This window comes from Bacteroidota bacterium (genome assembly GCA_040388375.1).
Lineage (GTDB): Bacteria > Bacteroidota > Bacteroidia > UKL13-3 > UKL13-3 > JAAFJM01.
The window spans coordinates 59,135-80,569 of record JAZKBU010000003.1 but is presented as its reverse complement, the minus strand read 5'-3'; the positions used below and the strand labels follow the sequence as shown (position 1 = coordinate 80,569).

Below are 21,435 nucleotides of genomic sequence, written 5' to 3'. Positions count from 1 at the left end.
TTATGAATTAGGTTTATGGATGCACAAAAAAAGGATGTTGGGTTTATACTACATGTCATAGAATAATTCCAAATGATGTAAGCCCTAATTTATTAATACTGAAACAGGTATAATACGCTCGTTTTTATTATCAAAAAAAACAATGTACAACTTAAAACTATTTGTACCTAAATTAGTTGTAACCTAAAACTAAAACATATGAAAAGAGTCTTACTATCCGCAATATGTGCCCTACAGTTGGGCGCATTTGCACAGGTCGTTATTCCCCCTTCCCAAAAAGTTTTTGGAAATAACCCTATCGACATTAAATGGAAATATTTTGACACCAAAGCAGTGAAAATAATTTTCCCTGAATCAAACCTGAAAGAGGCTACACGCGTGGCCAATATTATTAACCTCATACACGACAGTGCAGGCGTAACTGTTGGCGAAAAACGAAAGCATCTTGACCTGATGCTACAAACCAACCAAGTTATATCAAACGGATATGTAGGGCTTGCTCCTTACCGAAGTGAGTTTTATGCAACAGGTATACAGGATTTCAATTGGCTGGGCTCACCTAATTGGCTTGATGGGCTTGCTTTTCATGAATACCGCCATGCACTGCAATTTGCCAATGGTCGCAGAGGATTGACCAAAGCAGGTTATGTTATTGGGGGGCAAACTTTTTGGATGCTGCTTGAACTTGTTGCTGTTCCAAATTGGTATATGGAAGGTGATGCCGTACAAACAGAAACATTGTTTTCAGGTGCAGGCAGAGGCAGAACTCCTTACTTTTTCCAGGAACAACGTGCATTGCTGCTCAACAATAAAAACTATTCATATATAAAAGCGCGTAATGGTTCTCTCCGGTCATTGGTTCCCGATCATTACAGACTTGGATATGCTATGCTCCATCAGGTAAGAAACGAACAAGGGCCCGATGTATGGCGTAAAATATTGAAAGATGGAAGTGCCTATAAAGGATTATTCTATTCATTCTCGCGTGCCATGAAACGCCATTCGGGTTACACCAGCAGAAAAACCTATTACCGTACTTACGATACTTTACTTACTACTTGGGACAATGAATTAAAAGCAATCAATATTATTCCTACCACCCAACTAACCGCACAACCTAAAAAAATTGTGACCAATTATGAATGGCCTCATTACCTGGAGGACGGAAGTATGATATACAGAAAAGACGCCTATAACAGAACGGCAGAAATTGTTCATCTGAAAGATGGTAAAGAAAATTCGCTTGTTGTATTGGGTTATGGCGTTACTGAATCTTTTTTATCAGTAAACAACAATGTAGCGGCCTGGACACAACTCGCTACCGACCCGAGGTGGTTAAACAGAAACTACTCTGATATTTTTACTTATAATATTACCACCAAAGAAAAGAAACAAATAACCAGCCACGCTAAACTATTCTCTCCCCAATATTCGGCAAAACGTAACCAAATAGTAGCGGTTAAAGCGGATAATGAATTGAAAAATACAGTTGTTTTTATCAATGCAGAAACCGGGGCAGAAATGGGAAGTATTGCAAACCCCGACAACGATTTTTTGTCGTACCCTAAATGGACAAAAGACGATGAAGCCATTGTATACCTGGCTAAAAAAGGACATCAGATAATAATGCTTAAGTATGATATAGCAAGCAAAACAACTACTGAATTGACTCCCTTATCGCAACATGTTATTGGTGCAACCAGTGTAGGAAAAGAGGCTGTTTATTTTTCAGCCAGTTATAGTGGAATCAATAATATATATGCAGTAAGTCTGAATGGCGATAAACAAATAAAACAAATAACCTCTGTTAAAGTAGGCGCTAACGACCCTGCCATATCAGCCGATGAAAAAACACTCGCTATGATAGAATTGGGTTATATGGGTAATGCCATACAAACACAACCTGTAAACTTAGCATCGGCACAAGCTATAACACTGGTAGAACCTGAAGACCAAACACGCTGGAAAATATTGACTACACCTATTGAAAGTAAATTATACAATAGAATTCCAACAACCACTTACGAAGCAAAAGACTATAAAGGATTGATACGCTCACCAAAATTGCACTCATGGAACTTCATACCTTCGCAACAGGATATTCATGTTACATTGGCTATAAACAATATCATGGACGATTTTGGATTGGATATTACAGCGGGCCGAAACCTGAATGAAAATACCAACTATGTAACCGGACGTTTGGACTTTTCTAAATACTATTTGCCATTGGGTGTAATGGGAGCTGTAAATGGAAGACAGATTATACAACCAACCAATTTAACAGAAAGTGGCGCGCGCGATAAAGTCACCATTAAATTTACTGAAGCTATTTATGGAGCAGGATTATCGCTTCCATTATTATGGTACAATGGTATATATAGCACTTCGTTACGTACCTATGTTAATGGCGGTTTTATTTCAACGTCTGATTTCTCTATCAATGATTCGGACCAAACAGGCTCCAACTCACTTACTATGTTAGAAGGAGGATTTAACTTTGCCCACCTGAGAGGAAGAGCTAAACAAAACTTGATGCCACGCTTTGGACAAGCGCTAAATGTATATTACGGAACAAATATTTCAGGAGATAAAGCCATTAAGTTACAAGCGCAGGCTACCGTATATCTTCCCGGTATTATCCGCAACCATGGTATCAGGCTAGAGGCTGGTTTTAACAAAGAAGACTTAACAAACGACTACCGCTTCATTGATAATTTTAAGCATGCAAGAGGTTATACTGCCATTCTGGGCGATCAGGAAATGGTATACAGTATAAACTATGCTTTGCCATTGTTTTATCCTGATTGGGGCTTCGGAGGCCTTTTCTATTTAAAACGTATCAATGCAAACGTATTTGGCGATTTCTCACAAGTGAGAAGAGATGCATTGGACAAAACATTCGATCAAAACTCAGCAGGATATGAATTAACATTTAATGTAGTATTGGGTAATTTTATTCCACTAAACCTTGGTTATCGTTCTTCTTATTTATCAAACAAAGATTATTACACGGCTGATAAAACACAATTCACAGAAGTGTTTTTCTCACAAACCTTTTAATACAATAATCATTAACAAAAAAAGCGGTAGCAAAATCTACCGCTTTTTTATGTCTGTTTTTATCAGGAACATGAAAAACTAAAATAAGGAAAGGTTTGTTAATATTGCTATATGGAAATAGGAATAGATAGTTTTGCTGCCATGTTCAGCGAAAACACACCCAGTGCCGGACTGAGTGATACCGATGCAATAGCACAATTATTAGAGAGAATTGAACATGCCGACCGTTCGGGATTAGATGTATTTGGCATTGGCGAACACCACCGCAAAGGATTTTTAGATTCAGCCCCTGCCATGATTTTAGCTGCCGCTGCATCACGTACCAAAAATATAAAACTGACAAGTGCCGTAACCGTATTAAGTGCTGCCGACCCCGTAAGAGTATTTCAAAGTTTTGCTACCTTAGATTTAATTTCAAACGGCAGGGCCGAAATGGTAGTTGGGCGTGGTTCGTTCATTGATGCATTTCCCTTGTTTGGTTTAAACCTCGATCATTATGATGAGCTTTTTATAGAGAAGCTAAACTTATTACTTAAAATCCGCGATAACGAATTTGTTACCTGGTCAGGTAAATTCAGGCCTGCCATGCATAACCAACCCGTATACCCAAGGCCTTTACAAGAAAAGTTGCCGGTATGGATTGGTGTAGGAGGCACACCTGAATCGTTTGTGCGTGCAGGTACTTTAGGCCTTCCCTTAATGGTGGCTATCATTGGTGGTGAAACACATCGTTTCCGTCCGTTGGTTGATTTATACCGACAAGCGGGAGCCGAAGCAGGACATGCACCGGAGAAACTAACCGTAGGTTTGCATTCGTTGGGTTATGTTGCCAATACAAACGAAGAAGCTATTGCCGATTTTTATCCCGGCTATGCAGAGTCTATGACCAAGATTGGTAAAGAACGAGGTTGGCCACCGATGACACGCAGTCATTTTGAAGCACAAATGGGTGATAAGGGAGCTTTGCTGGTTGGCGGTTACCAAGAAGTAGCTGAAAAAATACTACGCCATGCAAAAGCATTGGGCGGCATTTCACGCCTTACTTTCCAAATGGACAGCGCAGGACTGCAACATGATAAATTAATGCAAGCCATTGAGCTGATTGGAAAAAAAGTGGCTCCAATTGTGAATGGGTAAAAGGTTTGAAGAAAGTCATTGATGTGAAAATGTTTTATTACTATTACAGCATTAAAAATTCATAGTTCGAATAATGACCACCAACGATACCAAACGACTTTCGCGGCTGACTGCTATATTAACACAATTGCAAACTAAACGATTGCTGACAGCACCCGAGTTAGCCAATAAGTTTTCGGTGAGTATCAGAACCATTTACAGAGATATAAGAGCATTGGAACAAGCAGGCGTTCCGATTGTAGCAGAAGAAGGCAAAGGTTATTCATTGATGGAAGGTTATAAAATTCCTCCTGTTATGTTTACCGAAAATCAGGCCAATGCTTTAATACTGGCCGAGCAGCTAGTACTCAAAAACAAAGATGCCTCCTTTGTTAAAGATTATACAGAAGCCATTGATATTATTAAAGCCGTATTGAAGCATAATGTAAAAGAAAAGGTAAACCTGCTTGCCGAGCGTACACGATTTGACCAGAACAACAGCAACGAAAGAAACAGCAATAATTTATCAGACCTGCAATATGCCCTGACCAATTATTGTTTAACAAAAATTGAATATACCAACGAAGCCAACCAAACCACCAGCCGCTTAATAGAACCCTTTGCTTTACTGAGCACAAAGGAAAACTGGTTACTGGTGGCATGGTGCCGCTTACGCAACGAATTCAGGTTTTTCCGTTTGGATAGAATTAAAAAAACAATCATACAAAATGAAAAATTCACGCCACACAAAATGACCTTACAAGAATATTTCGATAAATATCATTAGCCCATTTTTACCCCTGACATACCGCTGTCAGCACCCCTATTTAAGTTTGCTGAAACTTTAAACAATTAAAATTTATGATTCATTATTTTTCAGCTATCAATTGGGTAAGTGTTGTTATTGCATTTGCCGTTTATTGCATTCTAGGTGGTCTTTGGTTTACCCAATTCTTTAAAAAACCATACGCCATATCATTGGGTAAGGAAAATCAATTACCACCAAAGCTCGCTCCCATTTTTATTATCGGCCCTGCCATTTGCTCCCTGGTTATTACCATAGCAACGGCCTTATTAATGGTTGCACTCCATATTGAAACCTACCAAACAGCTATGGTGTTTGCAGGTATTGTGGGTATAGGTTATTTGTTTGCCAATACCGTTAACATAGCCATTAACCCCAACATACCAAAGCCTATTCTGTATGGCATCATCAGCGGTATGTACCATTTGGTTTGTATTACACTGGTTTGTGTAATTATTGTGGCCATGCATTAATGGCATTCAATAGATTTTTATTTTATTTGATATAATTTTTAAGCAAATGAGCCCGCAAGAAAACGAAATGTTTTATCCTGAAAACAAGCAACAATGGAGACAATGGTTACAGGAAAACCATGTTAACCAACAATCGGTTTGGCTCATTTGCTATAAAATGAAATCGGGTAAACCCTCGCTTTCCTGGAGCGATGCAGTGGACGAAGCATTGTGTTTTGGCTGGATAGACAGCACCCGCAAAACCATAGACCATGAAAAGTTCATACAGTTTTTCAGCAAACGAAAAGCAAGCAGCACTTGGTCAAAAGTGAACAAAGAAAAAGTGCAGAAGCTTGTGGAGGAAGGAAGCATGACCAAGGCCGGTTTAAAATGTATTGAAGTGGCCAAACAAAATGGCTCGTGGACCATTTTAGATACGGTGGAAGAGCTGACCATACCCGATGCTTTAGAGGCAGCATTTAAAAAGCACAAAGGTTCAAAAGACTTCTTTCTGAGCTTAAGCAAATCGGCAAGGAAAATGATGTTGCACCGGATTGCAATGGCCAAACAACCCGAAACCAAACAAAAGCGTATAAACGAAATAATAACCACACTGACTGCCCAAAAACTGAAGCCCTAAACAGTTTTAATAATTATCAATAGTCACACAAAGAACAGCCGTTTTTTACTAGTTAAAAATGCCCTACATTCGCACCCATAAACAATTTGTGTATACACACAATCATTGAAATAATTATGAGTCAGCCAGATAAATTTGATATTGCCATCCTGAATATTCTTCAACAAGATTCAACCATTTCTGTAAAAGATATTGCGGAGAAAATTGGTCTTTCAGCAACACCCACTTACGAACGTATAAGACGGATGGAGCAAGACAAAGTGATTACTAAATACGTAGCCTTGGTTGACAGAGAAAAAGTGGGTTTAAACTTGTTGGTATATTGTAATATAGTTTTAAAAGAACAATCGAAAAAGGCTTTATTAAGTTTTGAAAATGTAGTTTTAAAAATACCGGAAGTGCTTGAAGTAATCAGTATTTCGGGCACCTATGATTATATGCTTAAAATTGCAGCAAAGGATATTTCATCGTACAATGATTTTGTAGTGAATATAATTTCAAATATTCCAAACATTGGCCAATACCATAGCAGCATTGTTTTAAAAGAGGTGAAAAAAGAAACTGCTTATAAAGTTTTATAAGTTCGGCTTCTTTAAAATTTTCCCTACCACTGTTTTAAATTCCCTTACAATTTTATCATTACATAAATTGCCCATGCTTCCTTCGTGTGTATGGCTTATGTGTTTTGATGGTTCATAATGCCCTGTTTCTATTTTTGAAGCAATGTTTTTATACGCATCTCTGAAAGGTACACCATTTGTTACTTCCCTGTTTACCTCCTCTACACTATAAAGCAAATTATACTTATCATCTGCAAGAATATTTTCTTGTACTTCCATATGTTCCAACATAAAAACTGCCATTTTCAAGCAGTTTAGTAATTCATCAATAGCAGGAAACAAACACTCTTTGGTTAGCTGCCAATCGCGGTGATAACCTGATGGTAAGTTATTAGTTAACAAAGTAAGTTCATTGGGTAAAGCTTGAATGCGGTTACATTTGGCCCGAATTAATTCAAACACATCGGGATTTTTTTTATGTGGCATAATACTACTACCTGTTGTTAATGAATCAGGAAAAGAAACAAATGCAAAATTTTGGTTCATATATAAACAGATATCGTACGCAAATTTTGAAAGCGTAGCAGCTATGTTTGCCATAGCCATGGCTACTATCTTTTCTGTTTTCCCTCTGCTCATTTGCGCATAAACAACATTGTAATTCATGGTTTCAAATTCCATTAATTGGGTGGTAAGTATTCTGTCAATTGGAAACGAAGACCCATACCCAGCCCCCGAACCCAAAGGATTTTTATTACAAACATGAAATGCCGAAACTAAAACTTCCGTATCATCTATCAGCGATTCAGCGTAAGCCGCAAACCACAAACCAAAAGACGAAGGCATAGCCAACTGAAAGTGCGTATAGCCTGGTAAATACTTTTTTTTATGGGTTTCACTTAAACCAATTAATGCATTAAAAAGTTGCTCTGTATGTTGTGCTATTTCTGTAATTTGATGCCGGAGAAATAATTTTATATCTAACAATACTTGGTCGTTTCTTGACCTGGCACTGTGTATTTTTTTGCCTGCTTCACCTATTCTTTCTGTCAGTAAAAATTCAATTTGCGAGTGAACATCTTCTACCCCATCTTCAATTGTAAACTGACCCAATTTTATCTCCTGTAATATATCTCTTAAAGCTTTGTCTATTAGCTTCCATTCATCGCTGGTAAGTAAGCCCACAGTTTCAAGCATTTTTACATGAGCCAAAGAACCTATTACATCAAACTTTGCCAATTGCAAATCAAACACCTTGTCATTGCCAACAGTAAATTTTTCAATCATTTCAGCATGCTCATCAGATGATAGATATTCTTTTTGCCAAATTTTATTATTCATGTTATACTATTTTAGAAAGCATTTTTATATACAATTCAATTCCTTCCTTTATTTCATCTATAAAAATAAACTCGTTACTGCTGTGCGACCGCAGTGAATTGCCCGGGCCTATTTTTACTGAAGGGAAATTCATTAGGGCCATATCAGATGTAGTGGGAGAACCATACGTTAATTTTCCTAAGTCAATACCTGCCTGCACAAATGGATGATGAACAGGTATTGATGATGGATTTAAACGCAATGAACGAGGCGATACTGCACTGGAAATATGTTGTTGTATTATATCCAATACCTCTTGGTTACTATATACATCAGTGGTTCTAATATCAACAGTAAACTCGCATCTATCAGGAACAATATTGTGTTGAATGCCTGATTGAATCATGGTAACATTCATTTTTATTTTACCCAATGTTTCCGAAACTTTAGGAAATGCAAAAGTACTTAGCCATATTATATCGTTTAATGCATTTACAATGGCATTGTTTGGGTTATCGTGTGCCACATGTGCAGCAGTGCCTTGCGCTACGCAATCAAGCACCATCAACCCTTTTTCGGCAATGGCTATATTCATTTCAGTTGGTTCACCAACAATAGCAAAATCAATTTCACCTAATTCATCCAGAATAGATGAAACACCATGGATGCCTGAAATTTCTTCTTCGGCAGTGGCTGAAAAAATAAAGTTATACTGTAAGTTTTGTTGCTTATAAAAAAACAGAAACGTAGCCAACAAACTCACCAAAGCACCTCCTGCATCATTGCTACCCAAGCCAAATAACTTGCCATCCTTTTCCGTGGGTTCAAAAGGATTTAAAGTATAACCCGCATTGGGTTTAACAGTATCATGATGGGAGTTTAAAAGGATGGTAGGCAATTGCACATTATAGTATTTGTTTTTCGTCCATACATTATTGCCACTTCGCCATACTGCTATTTCCTTTTGTTGTAAACAGGCTGCTATCAAATCAGCCGACAAGTTTTCCTCTTTACTAAACGAAGGAATAGCTATTAATTTTTTTAACAAATCAATAGCATCCTGCTTTATTGTTTCAATAAACACCGGACTATGCAGTGAGTTGTGTTCCGACATTTTTAGTCTTATTGATTACGTTTAAAATATCGTCAGCATGCAAAATAACAACGGAGCTTACACCATTTTCTATAGCAGCAAAAGCATTATCTAATTTGGGAATCATTCCTGCTGAAACCAATTTATTCTTTACCAATTGCTTGTACTTACTTGCTGAAATAGTTGGTATTACAGAATCAGCATCATTTATATTAGCCATTACGCCTTTTTTCTCAAAGCAATAATTTAAATGCACTTTATATTTGGCTGACATAGCAACAGCCAATGCACTGGCCAAAGTATCAGCATTGGTATTTAATAGCTGTCCATTCTTATCATGTGTAATGGAACAAAACACAGGAAGCATATTTATTTCAAGCAATGTGGAGATAAAGGAAGTATTAATTCCTCCTTCTTCAATATCGCCCACCCATCCAAAATTGTGTTTAGCATGGGTTCTTTTTTTGGCTCTTATACAATTGTTATCTGCACCAGAAAGGCCAATGGCATTGCTTGAATTGGCCTGTAACAATGCCACTATTTTTTTATTGATTAATCCGGCATAAACCATTGTTGTTAATTCCAATGTTTTGGTATCAGTAACTCTTCGGCCATCTATCATGTGCTGCTCAATACCTAATTTAAGGGCCAACTCATCAACCAACTTACCGCCACCATGCACTATAATTTTTCTGGCTTTTATGGTTGATACCAACGAGATAAAATGCTTAAGTTTAACTTCATGGTTGATAATATTTCCGCCAATTTTAATGATGTAAAGTGCTTGCATTTTTATTTGGTTCAATTAATTAAAATTACTTTCCATTATTTTTTTTAACACTGCCTGTGCGGCAAACAAGCGGTTGTGTGCCTGCTGAAGCACCAATGAATTTTTGCCATCTAACAACTCATCAGTCAACTCTACATTTCTACGAACAGGAAGACAATGCATTATTTTTGCATCATTGCTTACTGCCAATTTTTGTTCATTAAGCAACCAGTCATCATTTGTTTCGGGCATTTTTCCATACTCGTTATACGAAGACCAATTTTTCACATAAACGAAATCAGCATTTTGCAAAGCATCCGTTTGCTCATAACATATTTTTGCACCTTGTGTAAACTCTTCCTTTAACTCATATCCATGCGGATGCGTAATAACAAAATCAACCGGAGCATTACACATCCATTCGCTAAAAGAATTAGCCACCGCCTGTGGCAATGGTTTTATATGCGGAGCCCAGGTCAACACCACTTTGGGTTTATAATCTTTTTTCCAGTTTTCTGTAATGGTTATTAAGTCGGCAAAACTTTGCAACGGATGGCGTATAGCCGATTCCAATGAAATAACAGGCACCGAACAATACTTTATAAACTGATTCAACACTTTTTCATTGTAGTCATCTTCCCTGTTTTCCAAAGAGGGGAAACAACGAATACCCACCATATCGCAATACATACTTAATATAGCTGCTGCATCTTTAATATGCTCCACTTTGGTACCATTCATAACCGCACCTTCTTCAAACTCCCAAGCCCAACTTTCCTGGTTTACATTTAATACAATAACATGTAAACCCAAGTTCATGGCTGCTTTCTGCGTACTTAAACGGGTTCTTAAACTTGCGTTTAAAAATACCAAACCCAATGTTTTCTTTTTGCCCAAGGTATTAAATTGCAATGGATTTTCTTTCAGCATCAATGCTTCCTGCAATAGTTCCGTTATACTTTCTACATCATAAAAGGAGGTGAAGTTTTTCATTTATTCAATTCTTATTTTATTATCAGGCATTAACCAGTTGTTGATGTATTACCTTTTTAAATGCCTGTAAAAAAATATCTGCCTCGTGCCTGGTAATATTTAGTGCAGGTAAAATGCGCAATGTGTTTTTGTTTGATGACGAGCCTGTAAAAATTTTATATTGTAGTAACAGTTCATTTCTTATGGCAGCACAGGGCATGTTTAATTCAATGCCAATCATCAGTCCAACACCTCTTACTTCTTTAATACCCGCTATTGTCTTTAACTCTTGTAATAAATACTGACCTATGTTGAGCGCATTTTCAATTAAGTTTTCCTGTTTCATTACATCAAGTACGGCAATAGCTGCCGCGCAGGCTAGGTAGTTACCTCCAAAGGTCGTTCCCAACATGCCATGCTTTGCTTTTATGTTTGGATGAATCAATACACCCGCCACAGGAAAACCATTCCCCATGCCTTTTGCAATGGTTATAATATCGGGTTGTACATAAGCATATTGATGCGCAAAAAATTTACCACTGCGTCCGTAACCCGATTGTATTTCATCGCAAATCATTAATGCATCCCATTTTTCGCACAGCGATTTTATTTTTTGCAGAAACAAAAGCGAAGGAATATTAACACCGCCAACACCTTGAATTCCTTCAATAATGACAACCGCAATTTCATGATTCAAAAAAATAGTAGTCAATGCCTCTGCATTATTCCACTCACAAAAAATAACATTATCTGTTTCGTTTACCGGTGCTATAATCAGCTTATCATCTGTAGCGGCTACAGCAGCCGATGTACGACCATGAAACGATTTGGAGAATGCAATTATTTTTCTTTTACCTGTATGAAACGATGCCAGCTTAAAAGCATTTTCATTGGCCTCAGCACCTGAATTGCACATAAAAAAATGGTAGTCGTTATAACCACTTTGCTCACCTAACTTTTGGGCTAGTTCTTCTTGCAATGGAATTTTTACTGAGTTAGAGTAAAAACCTATTTGCTGTAACTGGCTTGCCAGTTTTTCAATATAATAAGGATGGGAATGCCCGATGGAAATAACAGCATGTCCACCATATAAATCTAAATACCTTTCCCCTTTATCATCCCATATATAACTGCCTTCAGCCTTTACAGGAACAATATCAAACAGTGGATAAACGTTAAATAATTTCATGTTTTTAAAATGCGGTGGCTTTTAATTTTAAACCCGTTGTTTCAGCTAATCCAAACAACAGGTTCATGTTTTGTACGGCTTGTCCCGAAGCCCCTTTCAATAGGTTATCAATAACACTTGCTATCAATAATTTGTTGCCATGCTTTTCCAAATACAACAAACACTTATTGGTGTTTACTACTTGTTTTAAATCTATGTTTTGTTTACTGATAACCACAAAAGGATGATCAGCATAAAAATCTTCATATAAAGCAATAGCCTCCTCCATGCTTATATCACAATCCAGGTAACAACTTGCAAAAATTCCTCTGGTAAAAGAGCCACGCTGAGGAATAAAATGAATGGTACTTGCAAACTCATTTTGCAGTTGTAAAATGCTTTGATTTATTTCATTCAAATGCTGGTGTTCAAATGGCTTATAAAAAGAAAGATTATTGTTTCGCCAACTAAAATGCGATGTGGTGCTTAATGCCTGGCCTGCACCGGTTGAACCTGTTGTTGCTGAAATATGTATTTCATTTTTCAGTAATTTACCCTTTGCCAAGGGAAGCAATGCCAGTTGAATACAAGTGGCAAAGCACCCCGGATTGGCAACGAATTGAGCCGCTTTTATTGCATCGCGATTCAATTCAGGTAAACCATATACAAACAAACTAACGGTTTTCAACGCAATATCTTTCACTCTAAAATCAGCACTCAAATCAATTATTTTAATGGTATCATTTAATTTATTTTCATCAAGCCATTTTTTTGCTTCGCCATGAGCCACACATAAAAAAAGCATATCTATATTTTGCGATATAGTATCAGAAAATTTTAAATCAGTATCACCAATTAAATCAGTATGTGTTTCATATATAAATTTTGGGCTATTGCTTTTACTATGCACAAAAACAATTTCTACATCAGTATGATTAAGCAATAACCGAATCAACTCACCCCCTGTATAGCCGGCTCCGCCAACAATGCCAACCTTTATTTTTTTCATGCGTTGTTATTCACCTCATGAAAAATAGCCGTGGCGTTGCCAAACATTTTTGAAAAACCTTTTACATCATCGCCACTCCATACATTATTCATTTCGCCATAGCTGCCAAATTTGGCCTGCATTAAATCATTAGGCGATTCAATGCCATTCACCACAAAACGATAAGGTGCCAGTGTTATAAAAACTTTTCCATTTACCTTTTTTTGCGTACCCTCAAAAAACGATTCAATATTGCGCATCACCGGGTCTAAAAACTGTCCTTCGTGTAACCAGTTTCCGTACCAATCAGCCAATTGATCTTTTAAAAACAATTGCCATTTGGTAAGCACATGTTTCTCTAAAGTATAATGCGCTTTTAAAATAATTAAAGGCGCAGCCGCTTCAAAACCAACCCTGCCTTTAATGCCAATAATGGTATCGCCCACATGAATATCTCTGCCTATAGCATAAGGAGCTGCCAATGCTTGCAAGCATTGTATAGCATGAACGGGGTTATTAAAAAGTTGTTCGTTTACACCCACCGGTTCACCCTCGTTAAAAGTTAGTGTTACTGTAGTTGGCGTTTCTTGTGTTAAAGGAGTTGGAAAAGCTTCTTCAGGTAAATAGTTTGCCGATGTTAATGTTTCAATGCCGCCAACCGAAGTACCCCACAAACCTTTATTAACGGAGTATTTTGCTTTCTCAAAATTCATTTCAACGCCATGCGTTTTCAAAAACTGTATTTCCTCCCCGCGCGATAACTTCATATCACGAATAGGTGTAATAATTTCAATACCCGGAATAAGAATATTGAAAATCATATCAAACCTTACCTGGTCATTGCCTGCACCTGTGCTTCCATGTGCCACATACGCAGCACCCATTTCTTTGGCATACTTTGCAATAGCGGTGGCTTGGTTAATGCGTTCGGCACTTACCGACAAAGGATACGTTTTATTTTTAAGTACGTTTCCAAATATGAGGTACTTAATACAGTTTGTATAAAAATGATCGGTTTCATCAATACAGGTAAAAGATACTGCACCAAGTGCCAAAGCCCTGTTTTCAATTTCCTTCAGCTCATCTGTATTAAAACCGCCTGTATTAACCGTTACGGCATGTACTTCCAGTTTTTTAATTTTCGATAAATAAACAGCACAGTACGATGTATCTAATCCGCCACTGAATGCCAATACTACTTTTTCCTTTTTCATCATGCTGTTTCAACCATTGCGTAAGCGTGAACAACTTCCTTTGTTTTCAATAAAGGATCAAAAAGCATGGCTGTACAAAGGCAATTCTTTTTGCCTTTGCTTTGTAGTATTTCATAATTCACACAGCTTTTACAACCAGTCCAAAAATTTTCATCGGTGGTTATTTCAGCATACACAACAGGCTCATAACCCATTTCTGAATTTATTTTCATAACGGCCGAACTGGTTGTTAAACCAAATATCTTAGCGTTTGGAAACTTTACTTTCGATAACTTAAAAATTTCCCGTTTAATGGTTCGTGCCAATCCCTTTTCGCGAAATGGATTGGCTACTATTAATCCGGAGTTGGAAACATACTCGTCATTTTGCCACGATTCAATATAACAAAACCCTGCCCACTCTCCGGTATGGGTTAAAGCAATGATAGCTTTGCCATCTAAAATTTTTTGAATGATTTGCGCAGGTGTACGTTTTGAAATACCTGTGCCACGTTGCCTGGCCGACATTTCCATTTCATGACTTATTTGTGGCGCAAATTGTATATGACAGTCGTTTGCTTTTAATACCTCAAATGACAAGTTGTTCATTCTGTTTTTATTCTTTTTTTTAGTTTAAATATCTATTTTAACAGCAAATGTAAGATGTTTTATCTTTTAAATGCAAATAATTAAGAATTATTTTTTGTTTAACATAATATTAAGAGAATAAATGACAGCCACAAAAAGCCGCTACAGCATTTAAAACAAAAGGCACTTACATAACCAGTAGTAGCCATTTATAACAAGCTAAAAAAGAGGATACTTTTTCCCTTTTCAATTTTGGACCTGATTACATACGAGTAAAATTTTTATGTATTATTGCGTGTATTTATAAATGAGCTGTTATTGTAAAACTGACATAACAGGAACAAAACAGTATTTGAAACATGAAATTAGGAGCCCCACTAATTACAAAATATAAAGAATTCTTTCTCTATGGCATTTCCATGGCTATGGTGTTATTTTTACTCCAATGGCTCGAAGCTCATTTTATTGTTTTTAATTACCGCCTCGATTTTTTTATTGGTGCCATTGCCATTGTGTTTACCGTTTTGGGTATATGGTTAGCGCTTAAACTGGTCAAACCAAAAGTAGAAACCCGTATTATAGAAAAGGAAGTTTATAGAGATAATCCGAACCCAACCGAAATTAACCAAACGGAAATAGCTAATCTGGGTATCAGCAAACGCGAGCTGGATGTATTGCAATTAATGGCAACCGGATTAAGCAATGAGGAAATTGCAGGCAAATTATTTATCAGTTTGAATACGGTTAAAACACATTCGTCCAATATATTTTTAAAGCTCGATGTAAAAAGACGAACACAAGCAGTAGAAAAAGCAAAACGACTGAATATCATAGATTAACCCAACTACTACTTTAGTATGAAAGTGTAATAGAGTAGCAAAATCACCCGAAAGTATGAAGCAGAAACAGCAAACTGAAGGTAGTTTTGTGGCTTATTAATCTATTAAAAAAATAACATTATGAAAAAAAACAGTTTAGTATTCGGAGCCATTTCTGGCGTAATCGTTAGCACATTTATGGCTATTTCTATGGCAATGATGTCGTGCGGCAGTGGCGATATGGATGGTGGAAGCACCAGTATGGTTATTGGTTTTACTTCCATGGCCGTGGCATTCTCCTTTATTTTTGTAGGCATTAAAAATTTCCGCGACAAGCAAAATGGCGGCACCATTACTTTTGGTAAAGGATTTTTACTGGGCCTTTTTATCAGCTTAATTGCCTCTACCATGTACGTAATTACTTGGGGAGTAGAATTCCATTTCTTTATGCCCGATTTTATAGATAAGTACTCAGCCATGCAGGTAAAACAATTGCATGAAAGCGGTGTAACAGGTACAAAGCTTGATGAGGCTGTTAAAGAAATAGAAACCGCCAATTACGATTACAAGCACAATATCTTTTTCTTTGCCATGTACACTTATGCTGAAATATTGCCCATAGGTATTTTAATCACCCTGATCAGTGCTTTGATTTTAAAAAGAAAAACACCGGTAGTAGCGGCATAACCCCTACAGTTATCGGACCAACTATTATATAATTATTACAATGGAAGAACAAAAAAACACAAACTCGTCTTCAAACACAGAACCCAAAGTAACCGGAGTTGGAGGCATTTTCTTTTTTACCGAAAACCCGAAGGAAACAAGTGCCTGGTATAAGGCTCATTTAGGACTTGACACCAACGACTATGGTGCCACTTTCGAATTCAGGAATTTAAATAAGCCCGATGAAGTGAACCAATTGCAATGGAGTCCGTTTAAAGCAGGCAGTGATTATTTTGCCCCTTCAAAAAAGGAATTTATGATTAACTACCATGTACAAAATATTGAAGGTTTGGTAAAAAACCTGAAAGAAAAAGGCGTAACCGTATTGGACGAAATAGCCACTTACGATTACGGAAAGTTTGTACACATCATGGATCCGGAAGGCAACAAAATAGAGTTGTGGGAACCTGATGTGGAGACTAAGTAACAGAACATTAATGAAGGACAATCACGATATGGAGAACAGAAAGCAAATTTGGATTGCCTTGTCTGAGTTTTACTTAGATACTCAATTAACGCCTGAGGACTTTGACAGAATTTCATCAATCTTTCAAAACTCCGGTCTTCATATAAACGACATAAAGGAAATTGATATACTGGAAGTCTTTCCGCTTCTTCAAACAAACCTTGTAAGTGCTGCCGGAAGCTGGGCTGGTTTTGACGAAGACTGGTTAGTAGCTGAATGTACAAAACGTTACAAACGTAGAAATAATGTATTACATAAACTCAGTTGTAAATTTTGGAATAGCTTGTTCTACTCTATGAGAAGAGATTACTGGGAGCAAATTGAAACAAGAATGAACGTAACAAATGAAAGAAACAGCTATCACTAAAATTATAAAGCAATTCATAAAACATGCAAATGCTTTTGATGTAGCAGCAGCACTTACTTTATTTGCTCCTGATGCTATAATTGATGATGTATCCGTAGGCGAAAAGTTTAAGCATACAAAAGGTGTCCGTAAATACCTGGACACCTTTTTTGTTGGTTACAAAACAGTAACCAAGCTGGAATCTGTGGAGGTAATTGATAACAAAAATGCCAAAGCACAAGTTGATTTTACAGGTAACTTCGGACACGAAACGGGTGGTTTAAACTTTACAATAAATAATGATGGATTGATAATTTTAATCAGTGCTCACCTTAATTGAATTGTATCACAATAATTACAAATAATCAATGACGATAAATAAGCAAGACGAATTAAACCAATTATTATTGTTAGATACGTTAGAAACTATTTCGGAAGAAGAAATTCTTGATACATTATGTAAATTAATTGAACACTCCAATGATATAGGAGTAAGAACTGGAACACATAAAGCTATAGAATTAGCAAAAACGATTGACCCTTCAATAAAATTTAAAAAGGATAGATATCTATTTCACTATTATTTAAGTCTTGCCTTTAGTGATTTAAGAGCAGATAAACATCTTACTGATGATGCCTGGCAATGGGACCAAGAAGACTTAGCTAATGAAATAATTAATCTCCGATATGCTTCACTATTTTTCAATGAATCCAAACACCCTCAAAGCAAGTTTTTGCAAATTCATACCAATCTAGCCAATCTACTTGATAACATGGGTCGATTTATCCCTGCTATTGCCAATTGGAATAAAGTACTCGCCATTCAGAGTAATTTTGGAACTGCATTAGCTGCCAAAGGCCATTGCATGTTATACCATGCTCGTTTTACAATATTTGATTCAGGACATAAAGATATATTCTTACGTTATGGACACAAAACACTTAAAACTGCTTTGGATATGCCTTTAGAAAAAGGAGCAAAAGAATATTACTTAGCACACATCACACCAATAGAAAAGTCATATCCAGGGCTTTTAGAAAAAGAAGAATTTAAAAATCACAATCATAACTACAATAGCCCACTTGAAAAACAATATCGTAACTGGGCATTGAAACACTTCCTCTTCCTAAATCCTCTAAACGATATTGGTGATTTTACATTCACAGATTATGATCCGTTACTGCTCCCAACAATGACTATAATAAAAGGTAAGGGTGCTTCATTCCATAGTATGTTTAATGAAATTAAGAAACAATATACTACAGCCAGATATTTTCTGTTTGAAGGAATTTATAATAACCAAAACCACTTCTCAGAAAACGATGTGAAAATTTATGATTTATTAGACTCTTCAAACAATTCCTATAGAATGGAACAAGTTAAAATATCTTATCGCTTAGCATATTCAATTTTTGATAAGATTGCTTGTTTTCTAAACCATTATTTAGACTTAGGTATTTCTGATAATACCGTTAGTTTTCGAAATTTGTGGTACGAAGATAAACATGGTAGAATATTAAAGTCAAAATTTGTAAACCGAAAAAATCTTATGCTTAGAGCACTATATTGGTTAAGTAAGGATATACACCCACGTGGAGATTTCTTAATGCAAGACTCTATTGAACCTGAAGCAAAGGAACTTGCTAGAATTCGTAACCATATAGAACACAAAGGATTTAAAGTTATTTCTGAAAATCCTTTTTTGGAAGGAATGGAAGAGTTCTTTCCGGAAATATTAAAGGATAATTTCTCTATGGAAATTAAAGAAAGTGAATTTATAGATAAAGCTATCAAAGTACTGAAGTTGTCCAAAGAAGCTATAACTTACCTTTCTTTGAGTGTGTATCAAGAGGAAGATTCAGAGAATGATTTTCCATCTATTCAACTTGACACAAAACACTAAAATATGTTAATACTATTGTTTGAAGTATTTAAGCATTCTTCAAACAATATTCTCCCTACATCTTCTCACTATCAATAATATCTACTTGTTTGCCCATTTTTTTTTGGATGATACCAAAATGATGTAGCTCGCTTGGACTTACCAAGGAGATAGCATCGCCTGCGGTGCCTGCGCGGCCTGTTCTCCCTATGCGGTGTATATAATCTTTGGGAGAGCGGGGCAATTCATAATTAATAACATAAGGAAGCGAAAGTATATCAATACCCCTTGCCATTAAATCCGTAGCTACCAATACCCGCAACTTACCTGATTTAAACAAAGACAAAGCTTCCGTTCTGCCTCCCTGGCTTTTTTTACTGTGAATGGCTTTTGCATCAATATTGTTTTTAAGCAATTTGTTTACTATGGCATCGGCTTGGTAAACAGAAGAAGCAAACACCAATACCTGCTGCATGTCGTGCTGATGGATAAGCTGGCGTAAGAAAGGCCCTTTCTTATCTTCTGACACAATATAAGCTACTTGCTTAATCAGCTCTAACGAGTCTTCCTCTTCCGCTATCTTTATTACAACAGGTTCATGCAACATTACCTGATGTATCAACTGCACATCATCGTTTAAAGTGGCCGACAATAATATATTCTGGCGTTTGGCTGGTAATAGGGCCAATATTTTATTTACTTCTTCCTTAAAACCTAAATTAAGCATCTTATCCGCTTCGTCCAGTACCAGTGTTTCAATACCCGATAAATGTACTGCATTGGAATCAATCAATTCCAATAACCTGCCCGGAGTAGCCACCAGTATATTTACGCCTTGCAGCGCCATCATTTGCGGGTTAATGGAAACACCACCATATACAGCCAGTGTTTTAACGGGCTCCGGCAATGCTTTGCTAAAAGTATGGAACACCTCTTTTACCTGTTCGGCCAACTCGCGCGTGGGTACCAAAACCAATATATGGGCATGGCGGTTTTTAAGCTTGGCTGCCGGTTTAGCCTGCATTAAAAGCGGCAACACATAGCTGGCTGTTTTGCCTGCACCCGTTTTGGCTATGCCCAATACATCGTTTTTATTCAATATAGCCGGTATAGCTGTTTCTTGTATAGGTGTGGGTATAGTAAACTCCTGTTTTTCCAGTGCCTTTAACAAGGCAGGCGAAAGGCCTAGGGATGCAAATGACGTGTGACTCATGTAGGGTGTAAAAGTAGCTTTAAAATAGCTAAAACAAGTATTTAAACACCAAACGGGTAATTTGTATAATTTGTTGCCCTTGTTGGTGTTCTTCACCAACAAGTTTATAGTTTTCCGCTGTTTACAAACTGCTGTAAAACAAAAAAGACCTGCATTGCTGCAAGTCTTTGTGTTACCTTCTTTGGTAGCCCGTAGGGGAGTCGAACCCCTCTTTAATGGATGAAAACCATTTGTCCTAACCGATAGACGAACGGGCCATTTTTGGGTTGGCAAATGTAAGATTTATAGTTTAAAGACCAAATATTTTTTTTAATATTTTTTTATCCGCTACAAATCAGGAATTTATATTACGCCTGTTTACCCAATAATACCGTATTAAGCCATCGCTTTTACAATATCAGCAAAACTTCTGCTTTGTAAAGCCGCTCCGCCTACCAATGCGCCATCAATATCAGGAGCCGAAAATAACTCGGCTGCATTATCCGCTTTTACGCTTCCACCGTACTGAATGGTTATATTATTGCTAATAGCCTCACCAAATTTATCCTTTAACAGGTTTCTTATAAAAGCATGTACTTCCTGTGCTTGTGCTGTACTGGCTGTTTTGCCCGTACCAATGGCCCAAACAGGTTCGTAAGCCACCACACACTCAGCCATTTGGGCCGGGCTTAAGTGAAACAAAGCTTGGCTTATTTGATTTTTTAATACCTCAAAGTGGGTATTGCCTTCTCGTTCCTCTAAAGTTTCGCCCACGCAGTAAATAGGGTTTAAGCCTTCGGCTAAAACAGCATCAATCTTTTTAGCCAACCAGTTGTTATGCTCGCCAAAGTATTGTCTGCGCTCGCTATGGCCTATAATAATATATTTACCGCCACAGCTTTTTACCATAGCTGCACTTATTTCGCCTGTGTAAGCACCACTTACATGGTTACTGCAGTTTTGTGCGCCACAGCTAATGTTTGTATAACCAACCAACATGCGGCTTACTGAATTAATGTACAATGCCGGAGGAATAATAACCACTTCAGCGCTGCCATGGTACTCATCCTTTACCATATTGCTTAATTCTGAAACCAATGCCATTCCTTCGTCAAAGGTCTTGTTCATTTTCCAATTGCCTGCTATAATTTTCTTTCTCATATAGTTGTGTACTTTGTTAGGGTATTTAAAAAATGCAAATAAAAGAAATAATATGGTTGTTTCAACTATGTATGGGTTACCCGGTTTATAAGTTATTGGTTGAATTGTTAAATTTCT

The 21,435-nt window shown here is 37.0% G+C and carries 22 protein-coding genes and 1 tRNA gene; 12 read left to right on the top strand and 11 right to left on the bottom strand.

Translation table 11 applies throughout. The features are described 5' to 3' along the window. Nucleotides 1–198: 198 nt before the first annotated feature. The 6 genes from V4538_03440 (at nt 199) to V4538_03415 (ending at nt 6,657) form a co-directional block, all read left to right on the top strand. Nucleotides 199–3,063, top strand: coding sequence for a hypothetical protein (locus V4538_03440; GenBank protein MES2380067.1), 2,865 nt, complete (start codon nt 199–201; stop codon nt 3,061–3,063). A 111-nt stretch (nt 3,064–3,174) separates the two neighbouring features. Beyond that, nucleotides 3,175–4,200, top strand: coding sequence for an LLM class flavin-dependent oxidoreductase (locus tag V4538_03435; protein MES2380066.1), 1,026 nt, complete (start codon nt 3,175–3,177; stop codon nt 4,198–4,200). Between the two features lie 73 nt (nt 4,201–4,273). Then, entirely contained in the window at nt 4,274–4,966 is a 693-nt protein-coding gene (locus V4538_03430; GenBank protein ID MES2380065.1) for a YafY family protein, read from the top strand. Between the two features lie 74 nt (nt 4,967–5,040). Beyond that, complete coding sequence (locus V4538_03425) at nt 5,041–5,457, top strand: DUF1761 domain-containing protein (protein ID MES2380064.1); 417 nt, start codon at nt 5,041–5,043, stop codon at nt 5,455–5,457. A 46-nt stretch (nt 5,458–5,503) separates the two neighbouring features. Continuing rightward, nucleotides 5,504–6,076, top strand: coding sequence for a YdeI/OmpD-associated family protein (locus tag V4538_03420; protein MES2380063.1), 573 nt, complete (start codon nt 5,504–5,506; stop codon nt 6,074–6,076). A gap of 116 nt (nt 6,077–6,192) precedes the next feature. After that, entirely contained in the window at nt 6,193–6,657 is a 465-nt protein-coding gene (locus V4538_03415) for an Lrp/AsnC family transcriptional regulator (protein ID MES2380062.1), read from the top strand. Here V4538_03415 and argH read toward each other — a convergent pair. The 8 genes from argH to V4538_03375 are packed head-to-tail and all read right to left on the bottom strand — an operon-like array spanning nt 6,652 to nt 14,747. Beyond that, nucleotides 6,652–7,977 carry an argininosuccinate lyase gene (gene argH / locus V4538_03410; GenBank protein MES2380061.1) on the bottom strand — a complete coding sequence of 442 codons (1,326 nt, stop codon included), beginning with the start codon at nt 7,975–7,977 and terminating at the stop codon, nt 6,652–6,654. The two genes, V4538_03415 and argH, sit on opposite strands and share 6 nt — an antisense overlap. A gap of 1 nt (nt 7,978) precedes the next feature. Next, a complete protein-coding gene (locus V4538_03405; GenBank protein MES2380060.1) occupies nt 7,979–9,070 on the bottom strand; it encodes a M20 family metallo-hydrolase in 1,092 nt (363 codons plus the stop codon). Next, nucleotides 9,045–9,839, bottom strand: coding sequence for an acetylglutamate kinase (argB, locus tag V4538_03400; protein ID MES2380059.1), 795 nt, complete (start codon nt 9,837–9,839; stop codon nt 9,045–9,047). The genes V4538_03405 and argB overlap by 26 nt, the downstream gene beginning before the upstream one ends. Nucleotides 9,840–9,854: 15 nt before the next feature. Continuing rightward, nucleotides 9,855–10,811 (bottom strand): N-acetylornithine carbamoyltransferase, encoded by a 957-nt coding sequence (locus V4538_03395; GenBank protein ID MES2380058.1) that lies wholly within the window; start codon nt 10,809–10,811, stop codon nt 9,855–9,857. 22 nt (nt 10,812–10,833) lie between these two features. Continuing rightward, nucleotides 10,834–11,979, bottom strand: a complete 1,146-nt coding sequence (locus tag V4538_03390) for an aminotransferase class III-fold pyridoxal phosphate-dependent enzyme (protein ID MES2380057.1) — start codon at nt 11,977–11,979, stop codon at nt 10,834–10,836. Nucleotides 11,980–11,983: 4 nt separating this feature from the next. After that, complete coding sequence (gene argC, locus V4538_03385; GenBank protein MES2380056.1) at nt 11,984–12,967, bottom strand: N-acetyl-gamma-glutamyl-phosphate reductase; 984 nt, start codon at nt 12,965–12,967, stop codon at nt 11,984–11,986. Next, nucleotides 12,964–14,160, bottom strand: coding sequence for an argininosuccinate synthase domain-containing protein (locus V4538_03380; protein MES2380055.1), 1,197 nt, complete (start codon nt 14,158–14,160; stop codon nt 12,964–12,966). Before V4538_03380 ends, argC begins: the two co-directional genes overlap by 4 nt. Then, nucleotides 14,160–14,747: a GNAT family N-acetyltransferase gene (locus V4538_03375; protein ID MES2380054.1), complete on the bottom strand. Its 588-nt coding sequence runs from the start codon at nt 14,745–14,747 to the stop codon at nt 14,160–14,162. Before V4538_03375 ends, V4538_03380 begins: the two co-directional genes overlap by 1 nt. Before the next feature lie 338 nt (nt 14,748–15,085). Between V4538_03375 and V4538_03370 the strand changes: the two genes are divergently transcribed. The 6 genes from V4538_03370 to V4538_03345 all read left to right on the top strand — a co-directional run bounded on the left by V4538_03370 (nt 15,086) and on the right by V4538_03345 (nt 18,986). Then, nucleotides 15,086–15,565: a LuxR C-terminal-related transcriptional regulator gene (locus V4538_03370; protein MES2380053.1), complete on the top strand. Its 480-nt coding sequence runs from the start codon at nt 15,086–15,088 to the stop codon at nt 15,563–15,565. 120 nt (nt 15,566–15,685) lie between these two features. Further along, complete coding sequence (locus V4538_03365) at nt 15,686–16,231, top strand: DUF4199 domain-containing protein (GenBank protein ID MES2380052.1); 546 nt, start codon at nt 15,686–15,688, stop codon at nt 16,229–16,231. A 40-nt stretch (nt 16,232–16,271) separates the two neighbouring features. Further along, nucleotides 16,272–16,697, top strand: coding sequence for a VOC family protein (locus tag V4538_03360; GenBank protein ID MES2380051.1), 426 nt, complete (start codon nt 16,272–16,274; stop codon nt 16,695–16,697). Nucleotides 16,698–16,707: 10 nt separating this feature from the next. Beyond that, nucleotides 16,708–17,103: a hypothetical protein gene (locus V4538_03355; GenBank protein ID MES2380050.1), complete on the top strand. Its 396-nt coding sequence runs from the start codon at nt 16,708–16,710 to the stop codon at nt 17,101–17,103. Beyond that, the gene (locus tag V4538_03350) at nt 17,081–17,422 is read left to right on the top strand and encodes a nuclear transport factor 2 family protein (protein ID MES2380049.1); all 342 of its coding nucleotides are present in this window, start codon (nt 17,081–17,083) and stop codon (nt 17,420–17,422) included. Before V4538_03355 ends, V4538_03350 begins: the two co-directional genes overlap by 23 nt. Nucleotides 17,423–17,450: 28 nt before the next feature. Next, on the top strand, nt 17,451–18,986 hold the full coding sequence (locus tag V4538_03345) for an LA2681 family HEPN domain-containing protein (protein MES2380048.1): 1,536 nt from the start codon (nt 17,451–17,453) through the stop codon (nt 18,984–18,986). A gap of 55 nt (nt 18,987–19,041) precedes the next feature. Here the strand turns inward: V4538_03345 and V4538_03340 are convergent, their stop codons facing one another. From V4538_03340 to tpiA, 3 genes are all read right to left on the bottom strand, one after another. Next, nucleotides 19,042–20,178, bottom strand: coding sequence for a DEAD/DEAH box helicase (locus V4538_03340; protein ID MES2380047.1), 1,137 nt, complete (start codon nt 20,176–20,178; stop codon nt 19,042–19,044). Nucleotides 20,179–20,360: 182 nt separating this feature from the next. Next, nucleotides 20,361–20,435 (bottom strand) — tRNA-Glu (locus tag V4538_03335). Nucleotides 20,436–20,553: 118 nt separating this feature from the next. After that, the gene (gene tpiA, locus V4538_03330; protein ID MES2380046.1) at nt 20,554–21,318 is read right to left on the bottom strand and encodes a triose-phosphate isomerase; all 765 of its coding nucleotides are present in this window, start codon (nt 21,316–21,318) and stop codon (nt 20,554–20,556) included. Nucleotides 21,319–21,435 lie beyond the last annotated feature (117 nt).

Coding starts and splice junctions, on each gene's coding strand:
- V4538_03365 (MES2380052.1), top strand. CDS start 15,686: ATGAAAAAAAACAGTTTAGTATTCGGAGCCATTTCTGGCGTAATCGTT.
- V4538_03370 (MES2380053.1), top strand. CDS start 15,086: ATGAAATTAGGAGCCCCACTAATTACAAAATATAAAGAATTCTTTCTC.
- V4538_03390 (MES2380057.1), bottom strand. CDS start 11,979: ATGAAATTATTTAACGTTTATCCACTGTTTGATATTGTTCCTGTAAAG.
- argC (MES2380056.1), bottom strand. CDS start 12,967: ATGAAAAAAATAAAGGTTGGCATTGTTGGCGGAGCCGGCTATACAGGG.
- V4538_03425 (MES2380064.1), top strand. CDS start 5,041: ATGATTCATTATTTTTCAGCTATCAATTGGGTAAGTGTTGTTATTGCA.
- V4538_03345 (MES2380048.1), top strand. CDS start 17,451: ATGACGATAAATAAGCAAGACGAATTAAACCAATTATTATTGTTAGAT.
- V4538_03435 (MES2380066.1), top strand. CDS start 3,175: ATGGAAATAGGAATAGATAGTTTTGCTGCCATGTTCAGCGAAAACACA.
- V4538_03340 (MES2380047.1), bottom strand. CDS start 20,178: ATGAGTCACACGTCATTTGCATCCCTAGGCCTTTCGCCTGCCTTGTTA.
- tpiA (MES2380046.1), bottom strand. CDS start 21,318: ATGAGAAAGAAAATTATAGCAGGCAATTGGAAAATGAACAAGACCTTT.
- argH (MES2380061.1), bottom strand. CDS start 7,977: ATGAATAATAAAATTTGGCAAAAAGAATATCTATCATCTGATGAGCAT.
- V4538_03415 (MES2380062.1), top strand. CDS start 6,193: ATGAGTCAGCCAGATAAATTTGATATTGCCATCCTGAATATTCTTCAA.
- V4538_03380 (MES2380055.1), bottom strand. CDS start 14,160: ATGAAAAAGGAAAAAGTAGTATTGGCATTCAGTGGCGGATTAGATACA.
- V4538_03360 (MES2380051.1), top strand. CDS start 16,272: ATGGAAGAACAAAAAAACACAAACTCGTCTTCAAACACAGAACCCAAA.
- V4538_03420 (MES2380063.1), top strand. CDS start 5,504: ATGAGCCCGCAAGAAAACGAAATGTTTTATCCTGAAAACAAGCAACAA.
- V4538_03355 (MES2380050.1), top strand. CDS start 16,708: ATGAAGGACAATCACGATATGGAGAACAGAAAGCAAATTTGGATTGCC.
- argB (MES2380059.1), bottom strand. CDS start 9,839: ATGCAAGCACTTTACATCATTAAAATTGGCGGAAATATTATCAACCAT.
- V4538_03405 (MES2380060.1), bottom strand. CDS start 9,070: ATGTCGGAACACAACTCACTGCATAGTCCGGTGTTTATTGAAACAATA.
- V4538_03375 (MES2380054.1), bottom strand. CDS start 14,747: ATGAACAACTTGTCATTTGAGGTATTAAAAGCAAACGACTGTCATATA.
- V4538_03350 (MES2380049.1), top strand. CDS start 17,081: ATGAAAGAAACAGCTATCACTAAAATTATAAAGCAATTCATAAAACAT.
- V4538_03440 (MES2380067.1), top strand. CDS start 199: ATGAAAAGAGTCTTACTATCCGCAATATGTGCCCTACAGTTGGGCGCA.
- V4538_03430 (MES2380065.1), top strand. CDS start 4,274: ATGACCACCAACGATACCAAACGACTTTCGCGGCTGACTGCTATATTA.
- V4538_03395 (MES2380058.1), bottom strand. CDS start 10,811: ATGAAAAACTTCACCTCCTTTTATGATGTAGAAAGTATAACGGAACTA.